The organism is Pseudomonas sp. 05L36, assembly GCF_056398125.1.
Genome location: NZ_JBFTOU010000029.1, coordinates 42526 through 63986, shown reverse-complemented (window position 1 = coordinate 63986; position 21461 = coordinate 42526). Strand labels below are relative to the sequence as shown.

The window sequence follows — 21461 nt, the reverse complement described above, 5'->3', positions numbered from 1 at the left end:
TTTTTCGCAAACCCTACGCCGGATTGCACTCAGCTAAAAATGCCAGCAGCGCTTGGGTGACAAACTCAGGATTCTCCAGCAACTCAGGGTCACGAATCAGCCGCAGGGTGAGCATCGGCTGCCCTTCCAGCCTGAGGCTCAGACGGCTTTGCGTTTCATCAGCGGCAAGACGACTGCCTGTCGGCAGACACAGGGCAGTCAGGTCATTCAGGTTGGACATGGGTCGGGCTCACGATAGTCGTCGACAGTTCAATAAAGTGACGTGAGCCATGGCAGGAAATTTAGGAAAAGACCGTCAATTGGCGACTTGTGGCGCCGGTTCGTTGTGCGGGATCGGCACCAACGCAATCTTGTACGGATCGAAAATCCTCAGCATCTGGCCGTTTTCCCGCAAGCCTTGCAACAACTTGCCGAAGGCCTCACCAGTGATGGGCGCGGTCGGACGGAGAATGGCGTAGTGATGATAGATCTGGTCAACGCGCTGGGACACCAGCAACTCGTCAGCGACTTTTTTATTGCGTAACAGGTAGTCGAACAGATAAGAGCGCGTGACCAGGGCAATGTCGGCCCGGTCGCGTAACACCATCAGCAGATTGCTGTCGTGGGAATAGGTCAGCGTGGCGTTGTAGTTTTGCGCGAGGTACTGAGGTTCGGCATTGAAGTTGGCGAACTCGTAGTGATAGCCGCTGAACAGAGCCAGGCGCTTGCCGTTCAGGTCGGCAAAATAGCTTTGCTGTCGATCGGGCAGGCGTTGCGCGACAAAAATCTCGGCGTCTTCCAGCCCCATGTCGACGGCAGTATGGGGAATGTCTTGCCACCCCCAGGCCGGATTTTCGAAGATGGCCATGTCGACCCGACCCTGTTTGAAGTCACCGAAGCGCCGGGCAATGGACGTGGGCACCAGGACAAACTGGTAGTCACTTTGCGACGCATTCAGAGCCTCGACCAGTTGCGGCAGCAACCCGGTATCGGCCCCGGATTCCGGGCGCACGGTATAGGGCGGAAAGTGCGCGGCACCAATGCGCACCAGCTGCGCAGCCTGGGACGGCATCACCGTTGACGCTGCAAGCATCGCCAGCAAAAGCTGCGAGGCTGTCCGAATCGGCGAATCCATCAAAACAACCCCACTCCCCAATAAAACAGCATCAATGCATTCAAGCTAGGCGGTTTTGTCCAGTTAGCCAGTTTAATGCTGGCCATTACAACTTTATTGCCGGTCTTCCAGCACCAGAATCAACGCTTCATCAGCCAACTGATCGAGGCTCATGTTGCCGTCGGCGCGAAACCAGGTGGTGGTCCAGGACAATGCGCCGGTCAGGAACCGTCGGGTGATAAACACATCGCCGCGGATAAAACCGGCGGTCTTGGCTTCGCCCAGTACTTGCATCCAGATGTCTTCGTAGATATCCCGCAGCGCCAGGACCTTGGCCTGGCCGTCTTCGGACAGCGAGCGCCATTCGTAGACCAGCACGGCCATGGCCTCGCCGCTGCCGCCCATGATCGACTGCAATTCACACCGGATCAAGGCCAGCACCCGCTCGCGCACATTGCCGGCCTCGGCGATGGCCGCACGCATCAACGCGGTGTTGTAGCGTATGGTTTCCTCCATCACGGCGCGCAGGATTTCGTCCTTGCTTTTGAAGTGATGGAAAATACTCCCGGACTGAATACCCACGGCGCCAGCCAGATCGCGCACGGTCGTGCGTTCATAGCCTTTATTGCGGAACAGGTGGGCCGCCACTTGCAGCAGCTTGCCACGGGCGCTGTCCGGGTCGGTCAATTGGCCGTCGTCGACCAACTCACGCATGACCCTCAGGGCTTTTTGCTCGTCCACCCATTCTCTCCTACAGTCGATCAATCAATAACGCCAATCCCCCGAAAACACCGGAGTTGCGCGGGCAATTTAAGCGCATGGATGCAACCAAGCAAGCGCTTGGGCAGAAGATAATCAAGTCATTTACAAACCAAGCGCTTGCTTGGTAATGTCGACGCACTTCGGTTGGAGGTGGCTATGGAATGGACTGCGCCTAAAACAATTCGCATCGGTTGCGCCAGCGCCTTCTGGGGCGATACCTCGACCGCCGCCGCGCAACTCGTGGAACACGGGCATCTGGACTATCTGGTCTTCGACTACCTGGCCGAGATCACTCTGTCGATCATGGCCGGCGCGCGGATGAAAGATCCCCAGGCCGGCTATGCGGGCGACTTCATCGAAGTCCTCGTGCCCTTGCTGCCGCAAATCGCGGCGCACAACATCCGGGTCATCAGCAATGCCGGCGGGGTCAATCCCCAAGCCTGCGCCGCCGCCCTGCAAGCAGCCTGCGACAAGGCCGGGGTGGCCCTGAAGATTGCCGTGCTGCTGGGTGACGATCTGCAGCCGCAATTCAAACAGCTAGGCAACCTGGGCATTCATGAAATGTTCAGCGGCGCACCTTTGCCATCGATGTGTGTCTCGACCAATGCCTACCTCGGTGCACCCGGCATCGTCGAAGCCCTGCGTCTGGGGGCGGACATCGTGATCACCGGGCGCGTGGTCGACAGTGCGGTGGTCAGCGCCGCGCTGGTGCATGAGTTCGGCTGGTCGTGGCACGACTACGACAAGCTCGCCCAGGCAGCATTGGCCGGGCACATCATCGAATGCGGTGCCCAGTGCACGGGCGGCAACTTCACGGATTGGCGCGACGTCCCCGACTACGAACACATCGGCTTTCCCATCGTCGAAGTCAGCGCCGACAGCCAGTTCATCGTCAGCAAACCCGAAGGGACCGGCGGGCTGGTCACGCCGCTGACGGTGGGCGAACAGATGCTGTACGAAATCGGTGATCCCCGCGCGTATCTGCTGCCCGACGTGGTGTGCGATTTCACTCAGGTCAAACTGCTGCAACAAGGCAGGAACGCGGTGCAGGTGCACGGCGCCAAAGGCCTGCCGCCGACCGCTCAATACAAGGTCAGCGCCACCTACCCCGATGGTTTTCGCTGCACCGCCAGTTGCCTGATTGCCGGCATCGACGCCGTCGACAAGGCGCGGCGAGTCAGCGCGGCGATCATCAACAAGACCTCGGAAATGTTCCGCCAGCGCGGCTGGGCAACCTACAGCGACGTGAATATCGAGTTGCTGGGCAGCGAGGCCACCTACGGCCCCCACGGCCAGCGTCAGGACAGCCGCGAAGTGGTGATCAAACTCGCAGTACGCCATCCGGACAAGCAGGCATTGATCGTGTTCTCCCGGGAAATTGCCCAGGCCGCCACCGGCATGGCGCCGGGGCTGACCGGCATTGTCGGTGGCCGGCCGACGGTGTATCCGCTGATCCGGCTGTTCTCGTTCCTGATCGACAAAACCGCCTGCACGCTGGACATTGATTGCATGGGCCAGCGCCATCGGTGTGCCCTGCCCGCCCTCGATGTGCTCGACCCGCTGGACCTGCCAGCCCCGCTCGCGCCACCGAAACCGACGGGCCTGGCCGACGCCAGCGTGGCCCTGGTCAAACTGGCGGTCGCTCGCTCTGGCGACAAGGGCAACCACAGCAACATCGGCGTCATGGCCCGCGAGCCCGAGTTCCTGCCATGGATCGCCGAAGCCTTGACCCCGGAAGTGATCGTCGACTGGATGGGCCACGTCCTCGATCCCATCCACGGGCGAGTCGAACGCTGGTACTTGCCCGCCAGTCACAGCCTGAATTTCCTGCTGGAAAACGCCCTCGGCGGCGGTGGTGTCGCCAGCTTGCGCATCGATCCGCAAGGCAAAGCCTTCGCCCAGCAACTGCTGGAAATCCAGATTCCGGTGCCGCAGCGCATCGCCGACCAGTTCAACTAGAGGATTGCCGCCATGGCCTACGATTCGATTTTCAAAGCCGATTTGTTTGCCGGCCAAAACATCATCGTCACCGGTGGTGGCAGTGGCATCGGCCGCTGCACCGCCCACGAACTGGCGGCCCTCGGCGCCCATGTGCTGCTGGTCGGGCGCAAGGCCGACAAGCTGAAAACCGTTGCGGCAGAGATTGTCGAAGACGGCGGCAAGGCCGATTGGGCGGTTTGCGACATCCGCGAGGAAGAACCGGTGCAGCACCTGGTCAGCGAATTGATTCGCAAGCATGGCCCCATTCATGGCCTGGTCAATAATGCGGGCGGGCAGTACCCGTCGCCCTTGGCCTCGATCAATCAGAAGGGTTTCGAAACCGTGATGCGCACCAATCTGGTGGGCGGTTTCCTGATGGCCCGGGAAGTGTTCAACCAGTCCATGAGCAAGCACGGCGGCGCCATCGTCAACATGCTCGCCGACATGTGGGGCGGCATGCCCGGTATGGGCCACTCCGGCGCGGCACGTTCGGGCATGGACAATCTGACCAAGACCGCCGCGTACGAATGGGGGCATGCCGGGGTGCGGGTCAACGCCGTGGCGCCGGGCTGGATTGCCTCCAGTGGCATGGACACTTACGAAGGCGCCTTCAAGGCTGCGATTCCGACGTTGCGCGAACACGTGCCGCTCAAGCGCATCGGCACCGAATCGGAAGTCAGCGCGGCGATTGTTTTCCTGCTCAGCCCGGCAGCGGCGTTCGTCAGCGGCAGCACCTTGCGCATCGACGGCGCCGCCAGCCTCGGCGGGCGCGCCTGGCCGATTCATAAGGCGACCAACAGCGAGTCGTACAACGGTTTCCACCGTGCCTACGTACCAGACGTACTGAAGGACAAGGAATAACCCATGCCGGTGATTCAGTCGTTACTCGATCCCCACAGCGAGCCGTTCGCCCAGAACCGTGAAGCGATGCTGAGCGCCATCGAGCAGGTTCGCGTGCTCGAACAGAACCTGCTGAACAAGGCTGCCGAAGCCAAACCCAGGTTCGAAAAACGCGGTCAGTTATTGCCCCGTGAACGCCTCAATCTACTGCTGGACCCCGGCGCGCCGTTTCTTGAACTGGCGAGCCTGGCCGGCTACAAGCTGCACGACGACAAGGACGGCAGCTGCGCCGGTGGCGGCTTGATCGCCGGCATCGGCTATGTCTGCGGCGTGCGGGTGCTGGTGGTGGCGAACAACAGCGCAATCAAGGGCGGGACCATTTCCCCCAGCGGTTTGAAAAAATACCTGCGCCTGCAACAGATCGCCATGGAAAACAAACTGCCGGTGATCACCCTCGCCGAAAGCGGCGGTGCCAACCTCAATTACGCGGCGGAGATTTTCGTCGAAGGTGCGCGCAGCTTTGCCAATCAGGCGCGGATGTCGGCCATGGGGTTGCCGCAGGTCACTGTGGTGCACGGCTCGGCCACGGCGGGCGGTGCCTATCAGCCGGGGCTGTCGGATTACGTGGTGGTGGTGCGCGGCAAGGCCAAGCTGTTTCTCGCCGGCCCGCCATTGCTCAAGGCCGCCACCGGGGAAGTCGCGACCGATGAAGAACTGGGCGGCGCCGAGATGCACGCACAAACCGCCGGTACCGCCGAATACCTGGCTGAAAACGATGCCGACGGTGTGCGTCAGGTACGCGAGATTGTCAGCCTGCTGCCGTGGAACGAGCAGTTGCCCCGCCAGCCCGAACGGCATTGGGAAGAACCGCTTTACCCCATCGACGAACTGCTGGGCCTGATCCCGGATGACCCGAAAAAGCCCTACGACGTACGCGAAATCATCGCCCGCCTCGCCGACGCTTCGAACTTTCTCGAATTCAAAGGCGAGTTCGATCAGCAGACGGTGTGCGGTCACCTGAAAATCCAGGGCCGCGCCTGTGGCTTCATCGGCAACAACGGCCCGATCACGCCAAAAGGCGCGAGCAAGGCCGCGCAGTTCATCCAGCTGTGCGACCAGAGCCGCACGCCGCTGCTGTTTTTCCACAATACCACCGGGTTCATGGTCGGCACCGAATCGGAACAGCAAGGCGTGATCAAACACGGCGCGAAGATGATCCAGGCGGTGGCCAACGCCCAGGTGCCGAAGCTGAGCATCGTCGTTGGCGGCTCATATGGCGCCGGCAACTATGCGATGTGCGGACGCGGCCTCGACCCGCGTTTCATCTTCGCCTGGCCCAACAGCCGCACCGCCGTGATGGGCGGTGCGCAAGCGGGCAAAGTGCTGCGCATCGTCACCGAGGCCAAACAGGCCAAGGACGGCCTGGTGCCCGACCCGAAAATCCTCGACATGCTCGAACAGGTCACCGCGCAGAAACTCGACAGCCAGTCCACGGCGCTCTATGGCAGCGCCAACCTGTGGGACGACGGTTTGATCGACCCGCGCGATACCCGGACCTTGCTCGGTTACTTGCTGGATATCTGTCATGAGGCCGAAGTGCGGCCACTGCAAGCCAACAGTTTTGGTGTAGCCCGCTTCTAAGGGCGATCAGAGGAGAACAATAAAAATGATCTTCACCCAGGAACACGAAGCACTGCGCCGCACCGTGCGCCAATTCGTCGAGCACGAGATCAACCCGCACGTCGAGGAATGGGAAAAGGCCGGGCGCTTCCCCATCCACGATATCTTCCGCAAGGCTGGCGACCTCGGCCTCCTGGGGATTTCCAAGCCGGAAAAATTCGGCGGCATGGGCCTCGACTACAGCTATTCGATCGTCGCGGCCGAAGAGTTCGGCACCATTCACTGCGGCGGCATACCGATGTCCATCGGCGTGCAAACCGATATGTGTACGCCTGCGCTGGCACGGTTCGGCTCCGATGAGTTGCGCGACGAATTCCTGCGCCCGGCCATCAGCGGCGAGCAGGTCGGCTGCATCGGTGTCTCCGAAGTCGGCGCCGGCTCTGACGTTGCCGGCTTGAAAACCACAGCGCGCAAGGACGGCGATGATTATGTGATCAACGGAAGCAAGATGTGGATCACCAACTCGCCGAGCGCCGACTTCATCTGCCTGCTGGTCAACACCTCGGACGACAAACCGCACATCAACAAGTCGCTGATCATGGTGCCGATGAACACGCAGGGCATCAGCTTGAGCTCACACCTGGACAAGCTCGGCATGCGCAGCTCGGAAACCGCCCAGGTGTTTTTCGACAACGTGCGCGTACCGCAACGCAACCGCATCGGCCATGAAGGCGCGGGGTTCATGATGCAGATGTTGCAGTTCCAGGAGGAACGCCTGTTCGGCGCGGCCAACATGATCAAGGGCCTGGAGTATTGCGTCGACAGCACCATCGAATACTGCAAGGAGCGCAAAACCTTCGGTAACGCGCTGATCGACAATCAGGTGATCCACTTCCGCCTGGCTGAACTGCAAACCGAAATCGAAAGCCTGCGGGCGCTGGTCTATCAGGCCACCGAGCAATACGTCAAAGGCCAGGACGTCACGCGCCTGGCCTCCATGGCCAAGCTCAAGGCCGGGCGGCTGGGTCGCGAAGTCAGCGACAGTTGCCTGCAATATTGGGGCGGCATGGGCTTCATGTGGGACAACCCGGTGGCCCGCGCCTACCGTGACGTGAGGCTGGTATCGATTGGCGGCGGCGCCGACGAAATCATGCTGGGGATCATCTGCAAACTGATGGGCATCCTGCCGGGGAAAAAGAGATGAGCAGCCTGCCGGTTTGCCAGACCTTGCTGCTGGAACTGCACAGCGGCGTATTGCACATCACCCTCAATCGCCCGGACAGCCGCAATGCGATGAGCTTGCAGATGGTCACCGAGTTGCGTTCGGTGCTGGCAGCCGTGCGCGATGACCGGGGGGTTCGCGCGCTGGTGATCGGCGGTGCCGGAGGCCACTTCTGCGCCGGCGGCGATCTCAAGGACATGGCCAGTGCCCGTGCTCAGGGTTCCAGCGCTCACTGTGATTTGAACCGGGTGTTCGGTGCGCTGCTGCAAGAGGTGCAACACGCGCCACAAGTGGTGATCACGGTGTTGCAAGGCGCGGTGCTTGGCGGTGGTTTCGGCCTGGCCTGTGTCAGCGATATCGCCCTGGCCGATCACCAGGCGCAATTCGGCCTGCCGGAAACCAGCCTCGGCCTGCTGCCGGCGCAGATCGCGCCATTCGTGGTGCAGCGCATCGGTTTGACCCAGGCCCGAAGACTGGCCCTGACCGCGGCCCGCTTTGATGGCCACCAGGCGCGCCGCATGGGGCTGGTGCATTTTGTCGAGCATGATCCGCAGGCCCTGGCCGAGCGTCTCGATGAGGTGTTGGCCCATGTGTTGTGTTGTGCGCCGGGGGCGAATGCGATGACCAAGAAACTCTTGCTGGCGAGTGCCGGACAACCGACCGATGCCCTGCTGGATCAAGCTGCCGAATGGTTCAGCGAAGCGGTGACCGGGGCAGAAGGCGTCGAGGGAACGATGGCCTTCGTGCAAAAACGCAAGCCGGGGTGGGCCTCTTAAAAGCTTCGCTGGCAAGCCAGCTCCTACAGTGGATTTATGCACACACAATCCCTGTAGGAGCGAGCTTGCTCGCGATGAGGCCCGACCAGACACCGCTAAAAATCAGAGAGCCTACCCATGCCCGGACTCAAGAAAATCCTCATCGCCAACCGCGGTGAAATCGCCTGCCGCATCCAGCGCACGGCCCAGGCCCTGGGCTATCGCACCGTCGCCGTGTTCAGCGACGCCGACGCCAATGCCCTGCATGTGCAGATGGCTGACGAGGCGGTCAACATCGGTCCGGCCCCCGTGCACCAGTCTTACCTGAACGTCCAGACCATCCTCGACGCGGCCTGGCGCACGGGCGCGGATGCGATCCATCCGGGCTACGGCTTCCTCTCGGAAAACGCCGGGTTTGCCCTCGCCTGCCAGGACGCCGGCATCACCTTCATCGGCCCCAGCCCCGAGGCCATCGAACTGATGGGCAGCAAGCGCCTGTCGAAGCTCGCCATGCTCGAAGCCGGTGTGCCTTGCATCGACGGTTATCAAGGCGACGGGCAGGACGACGCGACCCTGAGCCGCGAAGCCGGACGCATCGGCTATCCGTTGATGATCAAGGCCAGTGCGGGCGGCGGTGGACGCGGCATGCGCCTGGTGCACAACGCCAGCGACTTGCTGGAACAGATTCGCACCGCGCGCTCCGAAGCCCTGAACGGTTTTGGCAGCGGCGAACTGATTCTCGAACAGGCATTGGTCGAACCCCGTCACGTCGAGGTCCAGCTGTTCGGTGACCGGCATGGCAACCTGATTTACCTCGGCGAGCGCGACTGTTCGGTGCAGCGCCGGCATCAGAAAGTCATCGAGGAAGCACCCTGCCCGGTGATGACGCCTGAACTGCGGCAGGCCATGGGCGAAGCAGCACTCAAGGCCGGCCGGGCAGTGCAGTACGTCGGTGCGGGCACCGTGGAGTTTTTGCTGGATGCACGCGGGCAGTTTTACTTCCTGGAGATGAACACCCGGCTACAAGTGGAGCACCCGGTGACCGAACTGATCACCGGCCTGGACCTGGTGGCCTGGCAGTTGAATATCGCCGAAGGGCAGCCGCTGCCCTTGCGCCAGGAGCAGGTGCAACTCCACGGGCACGCCATGGAAGTACGCCTGTATGCCGAAGATCCGGCTCAGGGTTTTCTGCCGCAAACCGGGCGCGTCGTGGCCTGGGAACCGGGATTGCAGGACGGCGTCCGGATCGACCACGGCCTGATCGAAGGCCAGATCATCAGCCCCTTCTACGACCCGATGCTCGGCAAGTTCATCGCCCACGGCGCCACCCGCGAGCAAGCCCGACGCAAATTGCTGCGGGCGGTACAAGACAGCGTGCTGCTGGGCGTGCAAAGCAATCAGCGCTTGCTCGCCAGCCTGCTGGAACACCCACAGTTCGTCTGCGGGGACTTCAGCACCGGGTTCATCGCGCAGCATTTTTCCGAGCATGCCTGCCTGCAGTCCCAAGCCCCAGGCGCGCATCACCTGGCCATCGCCACCGCCCTCTTCTATCAGGCCTCAGCGCAGGCTCATCCGGCCGCGCTTTGCGGTTGGCGCAACAACGCCAGCGTGCCACTGCACTATCGCATTGGCCTGCAGGATCAGGATTGGCCGGTAGCGTTGCGGGCAATCCCGGGCGAGCCGTTGCACATTCAGGTCGCCGGGCACAACCTCGCGCTGAAGATCATCCACAACGACGGACGCTGGGCCACCCTTGAGATTGATGGCATCCGCCAGCGCCACGCTTATCGCCTGGAGGCCGGGCAGCTCTGGCTGTTTACCCGCCCGGGCAGCCTGCAATTTGAGGATCGCACCCAGGCGCAGGTGACCAGCCAGGCCGGTGTCAGCTCCGGCACCCTCAAGGCACCGATGGACGGGGCGATTGTCGACGTCCTGGTCAATGAAGGCAGCCCCGTGAGCAAGGGCCAGTTGCTGGTGGTACTGGAGGCGATGAAAATGGAGCACCCGTTGAAATCGGGTATCGACGGTGTGCTCAAACGCCTGCAAGTCAAAGTCGGGGATCAGGTAAAAAACCGGCAGATTCTGTTGGAGGTCGAATAAGCCGCTAGGCGGAACCGCCGGGTTTGGCTACGCTCAAACCCTACAGGACGCGGATACCAGGAAACCTGCAATGCCTCACTGGCTGGTCATTGATCTGGAGGCCACCACCGATGAAGGTGGTTGGCCCGTAACGGATATGGAAATCATTGAAATCGGCGCCACCCTGGTGGACCGCAAGGGACGCGAACTGGACCAGTTCCAGCGTTTCGTCCGGCCTTTGCGGCGGCCGTTGCTGACGCCGTTTTGCCGCGAGCTGACGCACATCACCCAAGCCAACATCGATGCCGCGCAACCGCTGGGCGAAGTCTGGCCGGCGTTTGAACGCTGGCTCGGCCAACACCACGTGCGACTTGAAGGCTGGGCCAGCTGGGGCGATTACGATCGTAAACAACTGCTTCAGGATTGGCAGCAGCTGGGACTCGCCAGCATGCTGGCCAACGTGCCGCACATGAACCTCAAACAGCGCTTTGCCAAGGCCCGACGCCTGGAACGCCCGCTAGGACTCAACGGCGCTCTGCAACTGGCCGGCCTGCAGTTCACTGGCCAGCAACACCGGGCGCTGGAAGATGCGCGCAATACCGCACGCCTGCTGCCGCTGGTTCTGCCGCTTTAGACAGGTGACGACGCCAAGGGCCTTGTGCATACTGGCCGGCCCTTTTTAGCCCTTTTCGAGGAATCGCCCATGTTTAAAGTCAACGAGTACTTCGACGGCACCGTCAAGTCGATCGCCTTTGGCACCGCAGAAGGTCCAGCGACCATCGGCGTCATGGCTCCGGGCGAGTACGAATTCGGCACCAGCCAGCGTGAAATCATGCACGTGGTCAGCGGTGCACTGACCGTCAAGCTGCCGGACAGCAGCGACTGGGAAACCTTCGCTGCCGGCAGCCAGTTCAACGTGCCGGCCAACAGCAAGTTCCAGCTGAAAGTGGCCGTCGACACTGCCTACCTGTGCGAATACCGCGGCTAAACCCGCGGGATTTCACCGAAAAAAGTCACTGCGAAAAAAATGCCCGTGTCTCAGGACACGGGCATTTTTCGTTGTGCGGGCGGTGAGTCGAGAGTTTCTACTCCAGGATCTCCACCGGCATGCCGACTTCAAGTCGACCGTTGCCGTCGTTGACCAGGTTCTGGCCGAACATGGCGCCGTCCGCCTGGGCACGGTATTTCTGCAAGGTTGCCAAGGGTTCACGATCGTCGCTGCGCTCCCCGGTCTGCGGGTCGATGGTGGTCAGGATGCAGCGTGAACAGGACTTGACCACGCGGAACTCGACCTCGCCGATACGGATACGCTTCCAGCCGTCCTCGGCGAACGCTGCACTGCCTTCGATCACCAGGTTCGGCCGGAAACGCAGCATCTCCAATGGGCGCCCGACCCGTTGCGACAAGTCCTCGAGAGAGGCCTGGCCAATCATCAACAGCGGATAGCCATCGGCGAACGCCACCTGATCGTCATCCTTGCCGTAGCCGGCCTCCGTCATCCGCGCCCGATCGAGCGGCACTTGCACCAGGCGTGTCGGTTTGCCGATGAACTGGCTGACCCAGGCCCCTGCTTCATCGCCTGCATCGGGCACTCGCAAGGTATCGCGCCAGATCGTCACGCCTCGCAGTTGTGCATCGCTATCGGGCAAGGCGATATCGATCGGCGCAAAGCCTGGGGCACTGAGAGCCAAGCCACCCTCGGCATTCCACAACGCCGACAGCTGGCTCATCTGCGCCACTGCACGCTGGGTCAGGAAGCGACCGCTGGCTTCATCCACCAGCATCCAGCGCCGATCGCCGTCCAGCCCCAACTTGTCGAGACCGATTGCTTGCAAGGCCTCGCCTTTGGCGGATTTCAACGGATAACGATACAGCGCGCTCAGACGCAACATGGCCAGCTCCCTGGTAGGCAAAACGCCACCCTATACGAGCTTGATCACCGAATCAAAGGCCAAAAAAACTGCCCGTGGCCTGATCAGGCCGGTACTTCGTCAAGCATCAGGCGCTGGCGCACCACGTCGACGAGTTTGTCCGGCTGGAATTTGGAGAGGAAATTGTCGCAGCCGACCTTTTTGACCATCGAATCGTTGAAGCTGCCGGACAAAGAGGTGTGCAGCACCACGTACAAGCCGCGCAGGCGTGGATCGTTGCGAATTTCGGTGGTCAGGCGATAGCCATCCATTTCCGGCATTTCCGCATCGGTGAAGACCATCAGCAGTTTGTCGGTCATGTCCACGCCGGTATCGGCCCAGGCCTTGAGCATGTTCAAGGCCTTCAACCCGTCGCTGGCGATGTGCATCTTCACGCCGAGCTGTCCCAGGGTATCGCGCAATTGCGCCAGGGCTACGTTCGAGTCATCCACCAGCAGCACCTCACGGCCACGGGCACGTTCCAGTACCGGATCTTCGAGCTTGTCGCGGGAGACTTTGGCGTTGTACGGGACGATTTCGGCCAGGACCTTTTCGACGTCAATGATTTCCACCAGTTGATCATCGACTTTGCTGATGGCCGTCAGGTAGTGCTGGCGGCCGGCACTGCTCGGTGGCGGCAGGATGGCTTCCCAGTTCATGTTGACGATCCGGTCCACGCCTCCGACCAGGAAGGCCTGCACCGAACGGTTGTATTCGGTGACGATAATCGTGCTGCCAGGCCCCGGCACCAACGGGCGCATGCCGATGGCCTGGGACAGGTCGATCACCGGCAGGGTCTGGCCACGCAGGTTGACCACGCCGCACACAAAAGGATGGCGCTGTGGCATCAGCGTCAACTTTGGCAGCTGCAAGACTTCCTGTACTTTAAAGACGTTGATCGCGAACAATTGCCGTCCGGCGAGCCGGAACATGAGAATTTCCAGGCGATTCTCACCCACCAGTTGCGTGCGTTGGTCTACCGTGTCGAGAATGCCGGCCATCAATGACTCCTGGTCTTGTTCGGATGAATTCACTTAAAGAATGTTATCGGCTGTTTTTGCCGAAGCTTGACCCACTCTAAAATGCCACGCCCAGGCATTGATGTCACATTAACATCATGCTTTACTGGCGCTGCGATTACATCTGCCGCACTTCTGCGCCACACGACCACAACTCACGCGATAGGTTCCGCTGCGTAAGGGATTCCCCTATCAACAATCAGGTGCAACCTGATATTCGCAATATCCAATAGCCATTAATGTGACGCCATTCTCATTGCATGAACGGAGTCAGGCTTTTGTGTGCGATCGCAAGTAAGTGGCCAACCACCCTCTCGTGTTCCCCTGCCTGCCTGCGGGCCAGCCGAAGCTCGTTCACCCGACGACTCGGCAATGCCGGGGTCCCGAGCGCCCTCGTCGACACACTCGATATCCCCCTCATTTGACATGACGTTGTGGAGATAAGTATGCCGAACGACCGTAAAGAGTGGACCCAGCGGCTCACGGAGTTCCTCGTCGAGGCGCAAACACTCCTGGCCAAAACCGAGGAATGCCTGAGTCATCTGCAGCTGATCAGCAATGACAAGGACGCCATCGACTGCATGCTCAGCACACTGCTCAAGCTGGCCAACAAGGCCGATGCCCTGGCGTTGGCGGCCGTGTCTGAATTCTCTCTGCATATTCATGGCCTGCTGAACCACGCCCAGAACACCATGAGCCTGCACGACGAGGCGCTGAGTGCCTTGAAAGACTGCCTGACCCTGATTGCCTGGCAACTTGAACTCATCGACCAGACCACCGGACAGCTCAGTCTCGACGACAGTGAGCAGGTCACCCTTATTGAAGCCTTTGCCTTTCAGGTCGGGCAAAGCCGATTTCAACCACCGATCAATTCCAGGCCGCTCACCCTCGTTTCCTATTCGCAGCGACAGGCCTGAACTTGCCGAACCATGTCGTATGGCGTGCTTTGGTTATCAATACCGCGCTGTAACTTGAGTGCACACATGTCGCAATTGATTTTTTCATAGCTATAAACGACCTCTTTTAACAAACACATCAACCAACTTGTTTCTTTATGGAAGCAGCGTCCAACGACTGGACTCCTGACTTTTCGGACATATATACGGACGCGACCAGCGGTATCTTAAGTGCTACTATGCCGCCTGTTAGTTGACGCCAATTAGTGGCAGTGTGGTTGCAGCCGGACAGTTTGGGGCTGATTTCTCCAAAAAAGTACACCCCGTTGAAGTCGACGCTCCAGATTAAAAAACAGGGGCCTGTCAGCCAGCATGACCGGTCTGCCCGCAGCGAAAATCCATTGGCTCCATCCGCTATGCACGCCAGCCTCAAGTCAATCGCCACGTGGCCACCTTCCCGAGAAAATGCACGCACATTCACGCTGTTGTTATGCGCCTGCTCGACGCTCGGCAGTCTGTTGGCCTATGGCTTGTCCATCCCGTTGCCCCTGTCATTGCTGGTGCTCAACGTTGCGGCGCTGACCAGTGCAGCCGTGCAGTACTGCCTCTCGCGCAAATCCATCAAATTCCAGCCCCAGGAACTGGCCGACCGGCTGTTGCAGGTTCAGGAAAACGAGCGTCACCGGCTGAGCCGGGAACTGCATGACGACATCGGTCAATTGCTGACCGCCGCAAAACTGCAAAGTGACTGGCTCAAACGCCGGATGCCTGAAGAACTCCAGGAGCAATGCTCGGTCCTCTGCGACACGCTGGAAGAAACCCTGACCAAAGTTCGTGACGTATCCGCCATTCTCAATCCCCGGCAGTTGACCAGCCTCGGGCTGGAAGCCAGTCTGCGCGCGCACCTGCTCAAGAGCCTGGCCAACACCCCGCTGCACTGGAGCCTGGAATGCCAGCAACGCCTGACCGGCATACCGGAGGAAATGGCCGTGGCCGCTTTCCGTATTACCCAGGAAGCGGTCACCAACATCCTTCGACATGCCCAGGCCAAGAACCTGCTGGTATGCCTGCAGCGTCTGCCACAAGGCCTGAAGTTGCAGATCAGCGATGATGGTCAAGGCTTCGCGCCTGCAACCGACCCCGGTCGTGAAGGACAACGCGGTATGGCCGGGATGTCGGAACGGATCGATCAACTGGGTGGCACGCTGACCGTGACCAGCGAGCCTGGCAAAGGCACCCAGATCGAAGCTCTTTTTCCCTGGGCGCCCCGTGCGCTCGAACGGGCCAGTTCGAATAAGGTTATGCATTGACTTGCAATTTACTACTGGTGGATGACCACTCGCTGATCAGGGCTGGCGTGCGCGCCCTGGTAATGGACCTGCCCGGCTACGCCGTCATCGGTGAGGCCAGTGACGGCTCGCAGTTGCTCGAGATGGTCGCGCACCTGTCCCCGGATATTGTCCTGCTGGACATTTCGATGCGCCAGACCGGTGGGCTCGAAGCCTTGCAGCAACTCAAGCGGGTGCGCCCGCAGAGCAAGGTCCTGATCCTCTCGATGCACACCGACCCGGCCCTGATCATGCAGGCGCTGGAATCCGGAGCCCATGGCTACCTGCTCAAGGACACCACGGCGACCGAGCTCGAGCACGCGCTGGAGGCCTTGCGCAACAACGAGCGCTATCTGAGCCCGGCCATTGCCCACACGGTGATCAACCAGGCGTTGACCCGAAACCAGAAGCACCCACCCGAACCTGCCGACTCGCACAACCTGACGGCACGTCAGCTGGAAATCTTGCGGTTGATCGTTCGCGGAAAATCCACTCGAGAGATCGCAAATGGCCTGGGGCTGAGCGTCAAGACCGTAGAAACTCACCGTTCGCAGATCATGAAGCGTCTGCAGATCTACGATGTGGCCGGCCTGGTGCTGTTTGCCGTGCGCGAACAAATCATCAGCCTTGACGACTAGGGGCGAAACCTCAGGCAGATGCACGAGTAACGCCGCCGGGCGAACCGAGAAACGCAAGTTGTCCCCTTCCAGGGCAGGCGCACACGAATAAACATGCTGTCGACGCCAGAAGCCCTCCGCCGTTAAAAGTCGCAAGAAAACGAATGACTTCCAGTCGGACAGTCTTGATCCCCCCACACGGCAGGATTTTTCTTACAAAAAGTGAGGAATCGGCTCAATTGACCGGAAACCTGAATTGGTAGACTTTTGGGGGCTACAGCAGGACACCACAAGGACGTGCCATGCAAAGCCAAAACCTCGGATCACCGGCCATTTCGGTCTTGCCGCTCACAGATAATAAAAATGCAGGCCATCGAGCTGAATACCGCAACAGCACAAAAGCCACGGGAGAAGTTGATATGGAACCTCGCGTCACCGAGCTGGAAACACACCTCAAGAGCTTACGCAGGGACATGGACGAAGTCCTGGATGACGTCAAATCCATCAAGCACAGGCTTGCCTATTCCGCCTGCGGAACAGCCGTGATCCTCGGCCTCCTTGGCTGGATCGCCAATAGCCGTTTCGAGCAGGTTATTTCATTGCTTCTGGCGCATTGAGTGGCCTTCGACACAAAACCCGGTTCAATCAACCGGGTTTTGTGTGACCAAGCCGCTGAAACTATCAGCTCAGAACTTCACTCAGCGGAATGAAGAAAACGCTATCGCCCTGAACCAGCGTGCGACCTTCCAGGACTTCTACCAATCCATCAGCCCAGGCAGCGCTACGCAATACGCCAGAACTCTGGTTTTTGTAGATCGTCGCCCTGCCGTTTTCCAGCCGTCCGCGCAAATACTCACGCCGATTGCCAGGTTGGAGCCAGTCAAACCCTGCCGGCACCTGCACCTTCAACGGCTCGACTTCTTCTACACCCTGACGGCGCAGGAGATAGGGCCTGGTCAACAATGCAAAAGTCACGAGGGTCGATGCCGGATTGCCCGGCAAGCCAATCACCGGCACACCGCGAAAATGTCCGAAGGTCAACGGTTTACCGGGCTTGATGGCGAGTTTCCACAGCGTCAATTCGCCCTCTTCGCGCAAGGCGATACCCAGAAAATCGGCTTCCCCTACCGATACGCCACCGGTCGAGAGGATCAGGTCGACATCCTTCAATTCACCCAATCGGGAACGAGTGGTTTGCAGATTGTCAGGAAGAATTCCCGCGTCGACGACCTCACACCCCAAACGCAGCAACCAGCTGCACAACAACACCCGGTTGCTGTTGTAGATCTGTCCCGGCCCCAGCGTCTGCCCAGGCTCAATCAATTCGTCGCCGGTGGACAGCACCGCCACACGCACCTTGCGAACCACCTCCAGCTCAGCGCACCCCAATGAGGCAGCCAATCCTTGCTCGATCGGCCCCAACCGCGTACCTGCCGGCAGAATCAGCTCGCCGACGGTGGTTTCCTGGCCTTGCGGACGGATGTTCTGACCTTGGGTCAAGGCTTCAGTGAAACGTACTCGCTCATCCGCCTGAACCTCGACATTTTCCTGCATCTCGACGCAATCGGCACCGGCGGGAACAGGCGCCCCGGTGAAAATGCGCGCACAGGTTCCTGGCAGCAACGGATCGGGGGCCTGGCCAGCAAACACCTTCTGACTGACCACCAACGGCTCTCCCGTCCAGTCCGCCATGCGCAAGGCAAAACCATCCATGGCACTGTTGGGCCAGGGTGGCAGGTCAAGGGTCGACACCAGGTCTTCAGCCAGTACACGCCCCTGTACCTGTGCCAACGGCAAGCGTTCGCGCTCGACAATCCTTGTAGCCTCGGCCATTTCCAGCAAGCGTGCCAACGCCTGCTCGACGGGCATCAGGCTGCCAGTCTTGCCAGGCTTACCCACGGGATTCACAAGGCGCTGCCTGTTTCAAGTGAGGCACGAAATTGCACGGCCGATGCCGCGAATCCAGTTGCTCGGCCAGTATGCCGTCCCAACCGGTGCGCACGGCATTGGTGGAGCCCGGCAAGCAGCAAACCAGCGTGCCGTTGGCCAGACCGGCCAACGCCCGGGACTGAACGGTCGAAGTGCCGATATCGGCAACCGAGATCTGGCGGAACAGTTCACCAAATCCATCAACCTGTTTGTCCAGCAGGCAGCCGACGGCTTCCGGTGTGCTGTCACGCCCGGTAAAACCGGTGCCGCCGGTGATCAGCACAACCTGTACGACATCGTCGGCAATCCAGTTGGCGACTTGCGCGCGAATTTTGTAGAGGTCATCTTTGAGCAACACCCGGGCTGCCAGGTAATGACCGGCGGCGGTCAAGCCGTCGACAAAGACCTGACCTGAGGTGTCGGTTTCCAGTGTGCGGGTATCGCTGACAGTCAGCACTGCAATATTCAGCGGTGCGAAAGGTACATCAGCCTTGGCTTTCATAGGCTCGTCCAGTTGTAGGAGAAACAGCCCGGTGTTATATCACAGCGCTCCGTTTTTTCGCCGCTCCCATGGAGACCTGCCATGACCTCGAATTCACAATTGCCACCCTGCTCCATTCTGCTCCTGGCGGGCGGTCGCGGCCAACGTATGGGTGGTCGGGACAAAGGGTTGCTGGACTGGCAGGGCGAACCCCTGATTGCACATCTGCATCGCAAGACCCGCCCGCTGAGCGATGACCTGATCATCTCCTGCAATCGCAACCTTGAGAAGTACGCGCCCTACGCCGACCAGTTGGTCCACGATGATGAAGGTGACTTCCCCGGGCCGCTGGCCGGTATTCGCGCTGGCCTGAAAGCTGCTCGCCATAGCCATCTGCTGGTCTTGCCCTGTGACGTTCCGGGCATCGATGCGGCGCTGATCGACAATATGCGCGAGACCGCCAACCTGCATCCGGACAAGCCGCTGATGGTGCGGCATGATGACCACTGGGAACCGTTGTTGTGCGTGATTCCTGTGCTACACAGGGCAGCATTTGAAAACGCCTGGAACGAAGGTGAGCGCAGCCCTGGCCGGTTGATGCGCAAGCTCGGTGCGACCGCACTGCAATGCCCCGACAAGGACCCTCGGCTGGCCAACCTCAACACGCCGGAACTGTTAAGCGGTCACGACACTGTGTCAGACTGAGATTAATCAGGAACTTGCGCGAATGGTGCACGTCTCAAGTTCGGTAACCAAAGATTTCTTATTCGGAGAAACACACTCATGACTCAACGGACCCTCGCCACTTTCATGCTTGCACTCGGCCTCGCCACCCTCGCCGGTTGCGCATCGCCTACGGTGATCACCTTGAATGACGGTCGCGAAATCCAGGCCGTCGACACGCCACAGTTCGACAAGGATTCCGGTTTCTACGAATTCGAACAGCTCGACGGCAAACAGACCCGCATCAACAAAGACCAGGTTCGTACCGTTAAAGAGCTGTAATCCTGGCACCGCCGGATACAGAAAAGCCCGCTTGATGCGGGCTTTTTCATGCCTGAAGAACAGCGCTTCAGGGTAGCTTTGTGATCACCATTGCAGGGTGATTTCACTCTCGAACTCTCGCGCCTCGCCTGTGACCGGATCGATAAATTTCAGCCCCTGAGCCAGCAGTTTCAATGGATTGGCGTAGTCATCCTGCGCATCCTTGAGCGCCTCGGGGTAAAACGGATCATTGCAGATACCGGCCCCCAACGCCGCCATATGTACCCGCAACTGATGTTTCTTGCCCGTCACCGGGTAAAGACCATAACGCCAGAGATCCCCCTGTTTTTCCCTGACTTCGACCGCAGTCTCGGTGTTGCTGGCCCCGGGGCCCTCCTGCATGCGGAAGAACGGTTCGCCATCGACCAGTCGGCTTCTATGAACCAGCGGGAAAGCAAGTTCAGGCAACGCCGCAGCGATGGCCTCGTAACGCTTTTCGATCTGCCGGGTTGGAAACAACGACTGATAAGCCGAACGACTCTGCGGATTGGCGGAAAACAGTACCAGCCCTGCGGTATGCCGGTCGATGCGATGCAATGGCACCAGATGCGGATTGTCCAGGCGACGGATCAAGCGCCTGAGCAGCGTCTGTTCGACGTATTCGCCAGCCGGCGTCACGGGCAGAAAGTGCGGTTTGTCGGCCACCACCAGATGCTCGTCTGCGTACAGGATCGACTCGATCACCGGGATCGGCTTTTCATCCGGCACTTCGCGAAAATAATGAATCCGCAAACCTTCCTTGTAGGCCAGATCGAGGGCTATCGGCATGCCCTGCCCATCGAGGACCCGGCCACGGGCAATTCTGTCCAGCCATTGTTCGCGACCGATGGCGCTGAAATGCTCGCACAGGCAATCGACAACGGTATGCCACGGGCCGGGTGGCAAGTAGAGCGTACTGGCCTGACTGTGTGCCGCGGAAAAAGAAGAAGTGGACATACGAAAGCTCTAACCCTCAGTGCAGAGCGGCATTATCCAACAGCAAGGGGAATGAACCTAGGGGGCGTTATCAATTAGTGTTCCCGTGAAAACTAATCGGGAGCGCCCCCTGGAGGAGATTCCTCAAGCCGGGATCTGCGTGCGCGCCGCCGCTTCGGTGTACTCCTTGAGCCAGCGCAGTACATCGACCGCTTCCCAGCGAGCGGGGTCGTACAGGGCGTACAACAATCCCTGATAACCCACGACATCGAGTTGCCGGTGATAACCCGCGCGCTGAAACAAGGCTTCGATTTCTGCGAAACAGGTATTGAAATGCATTTTGTTGAAGGGCGTTTTCCCCTCGGTCACCAGACCATCCAGACGCAACTCAAGGACGGCCTCGCGCACGACGTCTGCGGACATCCGGTTCACGCTGCTCTTCAACTGTTCGACATTGACCACGATTCATCCCTCTCACGCCCGGGCTTGCCTGCTCACTCCCGAAAATCAGGAACGGCATGGCAGGCACCGCGAATAACTGTATACGCATACAGTATCCGATCAACACCGAATAAGCCAAGGGGATCAATCGCAAAGTTCGACAGACGGAACATACCGCCAGCACAAGAACCGCTCAACGCAGGAATGCCACCACCTGATCGGCGCTGAACGGCCAGCCCAGTTCAGCACCGGTATCGACTCGTCGCAGCACTGGAATTCGCAGGCTGTAAGCGGCGAACCACGCTTCATCGTCGGCGATATCCACCAGTTCAACCAGCAGGCCGCGCTCGACAAACTCCATCAACATGGCTTCGGCCACTTCACAGAGATGGCATCCAAGGGTGCCGAACAGCTGACATTCGGGAAGCATGAGCACTCAACCAGATAATGAATTGACCATTCTAGGCCTGCCCCGAAAAACCGTCGAGCCATTGAGCCCCCTGCCCTGCACAACAGCAGACCCGGCGCGG

The 21461-nt window shown here is 60.0% G+C and carries 23 protein-coding genes and 2 pseudogenes; 14 read left to right on the top strand and 11 right to left on the bottom strand.

What is annotated here, in order from left to right; translation table 11 throughout:
• Positions 1–79 precede the first annotated feature (79 nt).
• The 3 genes and pseudogenes from AC1DKH_RS25270 to AC1DKH_RS25260 form a co-directional block, all read right to left on the bottom strand.
• Positions 80–220: pseudogene (locus AC1DKH_RS25270) on the bottom strand (GNAT family N-acetyltransferase); the annotation flags it as partial.
• Positions 221–295: 75 nt separating this feature from the next.
• Complete coding sequence (locus AC1DKH_RS25265; RefSeq protein ID WP_477799633.1) at positions 296–1114, bottom strand: substrate-binding periplasmic protein; 819 nt, start codon at positions 1112–1114, stop codon at positions 296–298.
• Positions 1115–1207: 93 nt separating this feature from the next.
• Positions 1208–1834: a TetR/AcrR family transcriptional regulator gene (locus AC1DKH_RS25260; protein WP_477760589.1), complete on the bottom strand. Its 627-nt coding sequence runs from the start codon at positions 1832–1834 to the stop codon at positions 1208–1210.
• 177 nt (positions 1835–2011) lie between these two features.
• On the opposite strand from AC1DKH_RS25260, the gene AC1DKH_RS25255 reads away from it, so the two are divergent.
• The 8 genes from AC1DKH_RS25255 to ppnP all read left to right on the top strand — a co-directional run bounded on the left by AC1DKH_RS25255 (position 2012) and on the right by ppnP (position 11339).
• Positions 2012–3814: an acyclic terpene utilization AtuA family protein gene (locus AC1DKH_RS25255; protein WP_477799632.1), complete on the top strand. Its 1803-nt coding sequence runs from the start codon at positions 2012–2014 to the stop codon at positions 3812–3814.
• Between the two features lie 12 nt (positions 3815–3826).
• Positions 3827–4696 carry an SDR family oxidoreductase gene (locus AC1DKH_RS25250; protein WP_477754966.1) on the top strand — a complete coding sequence of 290 codons (870 nt, stop codon included), beginning with the start codon at positions 3827–3829 and terminating at the stop codon, positions 4694–4696.
• Positions 4697–4699: 3 nt separating this feature from the next.
• On the top strand, positions 4700–6316 hold the full coding sequence (gene atuC, locus AC1DKH_RS25245) for a geranyl-CoA carboxylase subunit beta (RefSeq protein ID WP_477799631.1): 1617 nt from the start codon (positions 4700–4702) through the stop codon (positions 6314–6316).
• Positions 6317–6341: 25 nt separating this feature from the next.
• Positions 6342–7499, top strand: a complete 1158-nt coding sequence (atuD, locus tag AC1DKH_RS25240; RefSeq protein ID WP_477799630.1) for a citronellyl-CoA dehydrogenase — start codon at positions 6342–6344, stop codon at positions 7497–7499.
• Positions 7496–8293, top strand: a complete 798-nt coding sequence (locus AC1DKH_RS25235) for an enoyl-CoA hydratase/isomerase family protein (protein ID WP_477799629.1) — start codon at positions 7496–7498, stop codon at positions 8291–8293. The genes atuD and AC1DKH_RS25235 overlap by 4 nt, the downstream gene beginning before the upstream one ends.
• 117 nt (positions 8294–8410) lie before the next feature.
• A complete protein-coding gene (locus AC1DKH_RS25230; RefSeq protein WP_477799628.1) occupies positions 8411–10372 on the top strand; it encodes an acetyl/propionyl/methylcrotonyl-CoA carboxylase subunit alpha in 1962 nt (653 codons plus the stop codon).
• 70 nt (positions 10373–10442) lie between these two features.
• Positions 10443–10985, top strand: coding sequence for a 3'-5' exonuclease (locus tag AC1DKH_RS25225; protein ID WP_477754961.1), 543 nt, complete (start codon positions 10443–10445; stop codon positions 10983–10985).
• 69 nt (positions 10986–11054) lie between these two features.
• Positions 11055–11339 carry a pyrimidine/purine nucleoside phosphorylase gene (gene ppnP / locus AC1DKH_RS25220; RefSeq protein WP_007940055.1) on the top strand — a complete coding sequence of 95 codons (285 nt, stop codon included), beginning with the start codon at positions 11055–11057 and terminating at the stop codon, positions 11337–11339.
• Positions 11340–11436: 97 nt separating this feature from the next.
• Here the strand turns inward: ppnP and AC1DKH_RS25215 are convergent, their stop codons facing one another.
• Both AC1DKH_RS25215 and AC1DKH_RS25210 read right to left on the bottom strand, forming a co-directional pair.
• On the bottom strand, positions 11437–12243 hold the full coding sequence (locus AC1DKH_RS25215) for an MOSC domain-containing protein (RefSeq protein WP_477799627.1): 807 nt from the start codon (positions 12241–12243) through the stop codon (positions 11437–11439).
• 83 nt (positions 12244–12326) lie between these two features.
• Positions 12327–13262, bottom strand: a complete 936-nt coding sequence (locus tag AC1DKH_RS25210; RefSeq protein ID WP_218427764.1) for a chemotaxis protein CheV — start codon at positions 13260–13262, stop codon at positions 12327–12329.
• Positions 13263–13726: 464 nt separating this feature from the next.
• On the opposite strand from AC1DKH_RS25210, the gene AC1DKH_RS25205 reads away from it, so the two are divergent.
• The 3 genes from AC1DKH_RS25205 to AC1DKH_RS25195 all read left to right on the top strand — a co-directional run bounded on the left by AC1DKH_RS25205 (position 13727) and on the right by AC1DKH_RS25195 (position 16142).
• Positions 13727–14197: a hypothetical protein gene (locus tag AC1DKH_RS25205; protein ID WP_477754958.1), complete on the top strand. Its 471-nt coding sequence runs from the start codon at positions 13727–13729 to the stop codon at positions 14195–14197.
• Between the two features lie 395 nt (positions 14198–14592).
• Entirely contained in the window at positions 14593–15486 is an 894-nt protein-coding gene (locus AC1DKH_RS25200) for a sensor histidine kinase (protein ID WP_477799640.1), read from the top strand.
• Positions 15483–16142, top strand: a complete 660-nt coding sequence (locus tag AC1DKH_RS25195; RefSeq protein ID WP_477760592.1) for a response regulator — start codon at positions 15483–15485, stop codon at positions 16140–16142. Before AC1DKH_RS25200 ends, AC1DKH_RS25195 begins: the two co-directional genes overlap by 4 nt.
• On the opposite strand, the pseudogene AC1DKH_RS25190 reads toward AC1DKH_RS25195, so the two are convergent.
• A pseudogene (locus AC1DKH_RS25190) lies at positions 16104–16214 on the bottom strand (lipid kinase YegS); the annotation flags it as partial. The gene AC1DKH_RS25195 and the pseudogene AC1DKH_RS25190 sit on opposite strands and share 39 nt — an antisense overlap.
• A gap of 209 nt (positions 16215–16423) precedes the next feature.
• On the opposite strand from AC1DKH_RS25190, the gene AC1DKH_RS25185 reads away from it, so the two are divergent.
• On the top strand, positions 16424–16738 hold the full coding sequence (locus AC1DKH_RS25185) for a hypothetical protein (RefSeq protein WP_477754956.1): 315 nt from the start codon (positions 16424–16426) through the stop codon (positions 16736–16738).
• 64 nt (positions 16739–16802) lie between these two features.
• On the opposite strand, the gene AC1DKH_RS25180 is transcribed toward AC1DKH_RS25185, so the two are convergent.
• Together AC1DKH_RS25180 and moaB are read right to left on the bottom strand one after the other, a co-directional pair.
• Positions 16803–18029 carry a molybdopterin molybdotransferase MoeA gene (locus AC1DKH_RS25180; RefSeq protein ID WP_477799626.1) on the bottom strand — a complete coding sequence of 409 codons (1227 nt, stop codon included), beginning with the start codon at positions 18027–18029 and terminating at the stop codon, positions 16803–16805.
• Entirely contained in the window at positions 18013–18552 is a 540-nt protein-coding gene (gene moaB / locus AC1DKH_RS25175; protein WP_223456911.1) for a molybdenum cofactor biosynthesis protein B, read from the bottom strand. Before moaB ends, AC1DKH_RS25180 begins: the two co-directional genes overlap by 17 nt.
• A gap of 81 nt (positions 18553–18633) precedes the next feature.
• Here moaB and mobA point away from each other — a divergent pair, with 81 nt between their 5' ends.
• Together mobA and AC1DKH_RS25165 are read left to right on the top strand one after the other, a co-directional pair.
• Positions 18634–19236, top strand: coding sequence for a molybdenum cofactor guanylyltransferase MobA (mobA, locus tag AC1DKH_RS25170; protein WP_477760123.1), 603 nt, complete (start codon positions 18634–18636; stop codon positions 19234–19236).
• 78 nt (positions 19237–19314) lie between these two features.
• Positions 19315–19536: a YgdI/YgdR family lipoprotein gene (locus tag AC1DKH_RS25165; RefSeq protein WP_007994800.1), complete on the top strand. Its 222-nt coding sequence runs from the start codon at positions 19315–19317 to the stop codon at positions 19534–19536.
• Between the two features lie 84 nt (positions 19537–19620).
• Here AC1DKH_RS25165 and AC1DKH_RS25160 read toward each other — a convergent pair whose 3' ends face one another.
• The 3 genes from AC1DKH_RS25160 to AC1DKH_RS25150 form a co-directional block, all read right to left on the bottom strand.
• Complete coding sequence (locus AC1DKH_RS25160; RefSeq protein WP_477799625.1) at positions 19621–20511, bottom strand: pseudouridine synthase; 891 nt, start codon at positions 20509–20511, stop codon at positions 19621–19623.
• Positions 20512–20634: 123 nt separating this feature from the next.
• A complete protein-coding gene (locus AC1DKH_RS25155; protein WP_477756108.1) occupies positions 20635–20952 on the bottom strand; it encodes a transcriptional regulator in 318 nt (105 codons plus the stop codon).
• A gap of 172 nt (positions 20953–21124) precedes the next feature.
• Positions 21125–21361, bottom strand: coding sequence for a glutaredoxin family protein (locus AC1DKH_RS25150; RefSeq protein WP_477756109.1), 237 nt, complete (start codon positions 21359–21361; stop codon positions 21125–21127).
• Between the last annotated feature and the right edge of the window lie 100 nt (positions 21362–21461).

What these genes read in the sequence shown, in the direction of transcription:
- AC1DKH_RS25225 (WP_477754961.1), top strand. Translation starts at nt 10,443, where the DNA reads ATGCCTCACTGGCTGGTCATTGATCTGGAGGCCACCACCGATGAAGGT.
- AC1DKH_RS25185 (WP_477754956.1), top strand. Translation starts at nt 16,424, where the DNA reads ATGCAAAGCCAAAACCTCGGATCACCGGCCATTTCGGTCTTGCCGCTC.
- AC1DKH_RS25165 (WP_007994800.1), top strand. Translation starts at nt 19,315, where the DNA reads ATGACTCAACGGACCCTCGCCACTTTCATGCTTGCACTCGGCCTCGCC.
- AC1DKH_RS25150 (WP_477756109.1), bottom strand. Translation starts at nt 21,361, where the DNA reads ATGCTTCCCGAATGTCAGCTGTTCGGCACCCTTGGATGCCATCTCTGT.
- moaB (WP_223456911.1), bottom strand. Translation starts at nt 18,552, where the DNA reads ATGAAAGCCAAGGCTGATGTACCTTTCGCACCGCTGAATATTGCAGTG.
- AC1DKH_RS25235 (WP_477799629.1), top strand. Translation starts at nt 7,496, where the DNA reads ATGAGCAGCCTGCCGGTTTGCCAGACCTTGCTGCTGGAACTGCACAGC.
- mobA (WP_477760123.1), top strand. Translation starts at nt 18,634, where the DNA reads ATGACCTCGAATTCACAATTGCCACCCTGCTCCATTCTGCTCCTGGCG.
- AC1DKH_RS25210 (WP_218427764.1), bottom strand. Translation starts at nt 13,262, where the DNA reads ATGGCCGGCATTCTCGACACGGTAGACCAACGCACGCAACTGGTGGGT.
- AC1DKH_RS25250 (WP_477754966.1), top strand. Translation starts at nt 3,827, where the DNA reads ATGGCCTACGATTCGATTTTCAAAGCCGATTTGTTTGCCGGCCAAAAC.
- atuD (WP_477799630.1), top strand. Translation starts at nt 6,342, where the DNA reads ATGATCTTCACCCAGGAACACGAAGCACTGCGCCGCACCGTGCGCCAA.
- atuC (WP_477799631.1), top strand. Translation starts at nt 4,700, where the DNA reads ATGCCGGTGATTCAGTCGTTACTCGATCCCCACAGCGAGCCGTTCGCC.
- AC1DKH_RS25200 (WP_477799640.1), top strand. Translation starts at nt 14,593, where the DNA reads ATGCACGCCAGCCTCAAGTCAATCGCCACGTGGCCACCTTCCCGAGAA.
- AC1DKH_RS25205 (WP_477754958.1), top strand. Translation starts at nt 13,727, where the DNA reads ATGCCGAACGACCGTAAAGAGTGGACCCAGCGGCTCACGGAGTTCCTC.
- AC1DKH_RS25255 (WP_477799632.1), top strand. Translation starts at nt 2,012, where the DNA reads ATGGAATGGACTGCGCCTAAAACAATTCGCATCGGTTGCGCCAGCGCC.
- AC1DKH_RS25230 (WP_477799628.1), top strand. Translation starts at nt 8,411, where the DNA reads ATGCCCGGACTCAAGAAAATCCTCATCGCCAACCGCGGTGAAATCGCC.
- AC1DKH_RS25265 (WP_477799633.1), bottom strand. Translation starts at nt 1,114, where the DNA reads ATGGATTCGCCGATTCGGACAGCCTCGCAGCTTTTGCTGGCGATGCTT.
- ppnP (WP_007940055.1), top strand. Translation starts at nt 11,055, where the DNA reads ATGTTTAAAGTCAACGAGTACTTCGACGGCACCGTCAAGTCGATCGCC.
- AC1DKH_RS25160 (WP_477799625.1), bottom strand. Translation starts at nt 20,511, where the DNA reads ATGTCCACTTCTTCTTTTTCCGCGGCACACAGTCAGGCCAGTACGCTC.
- AC1DKH_RS25215 (WP_477799627.1), bottom strand. Translation starts at nt 12,243, where the DNA reads ATGTTGCGTCTGAGCGCGCTGTATCGTTATCCGTTGAAATCCGCCAAA.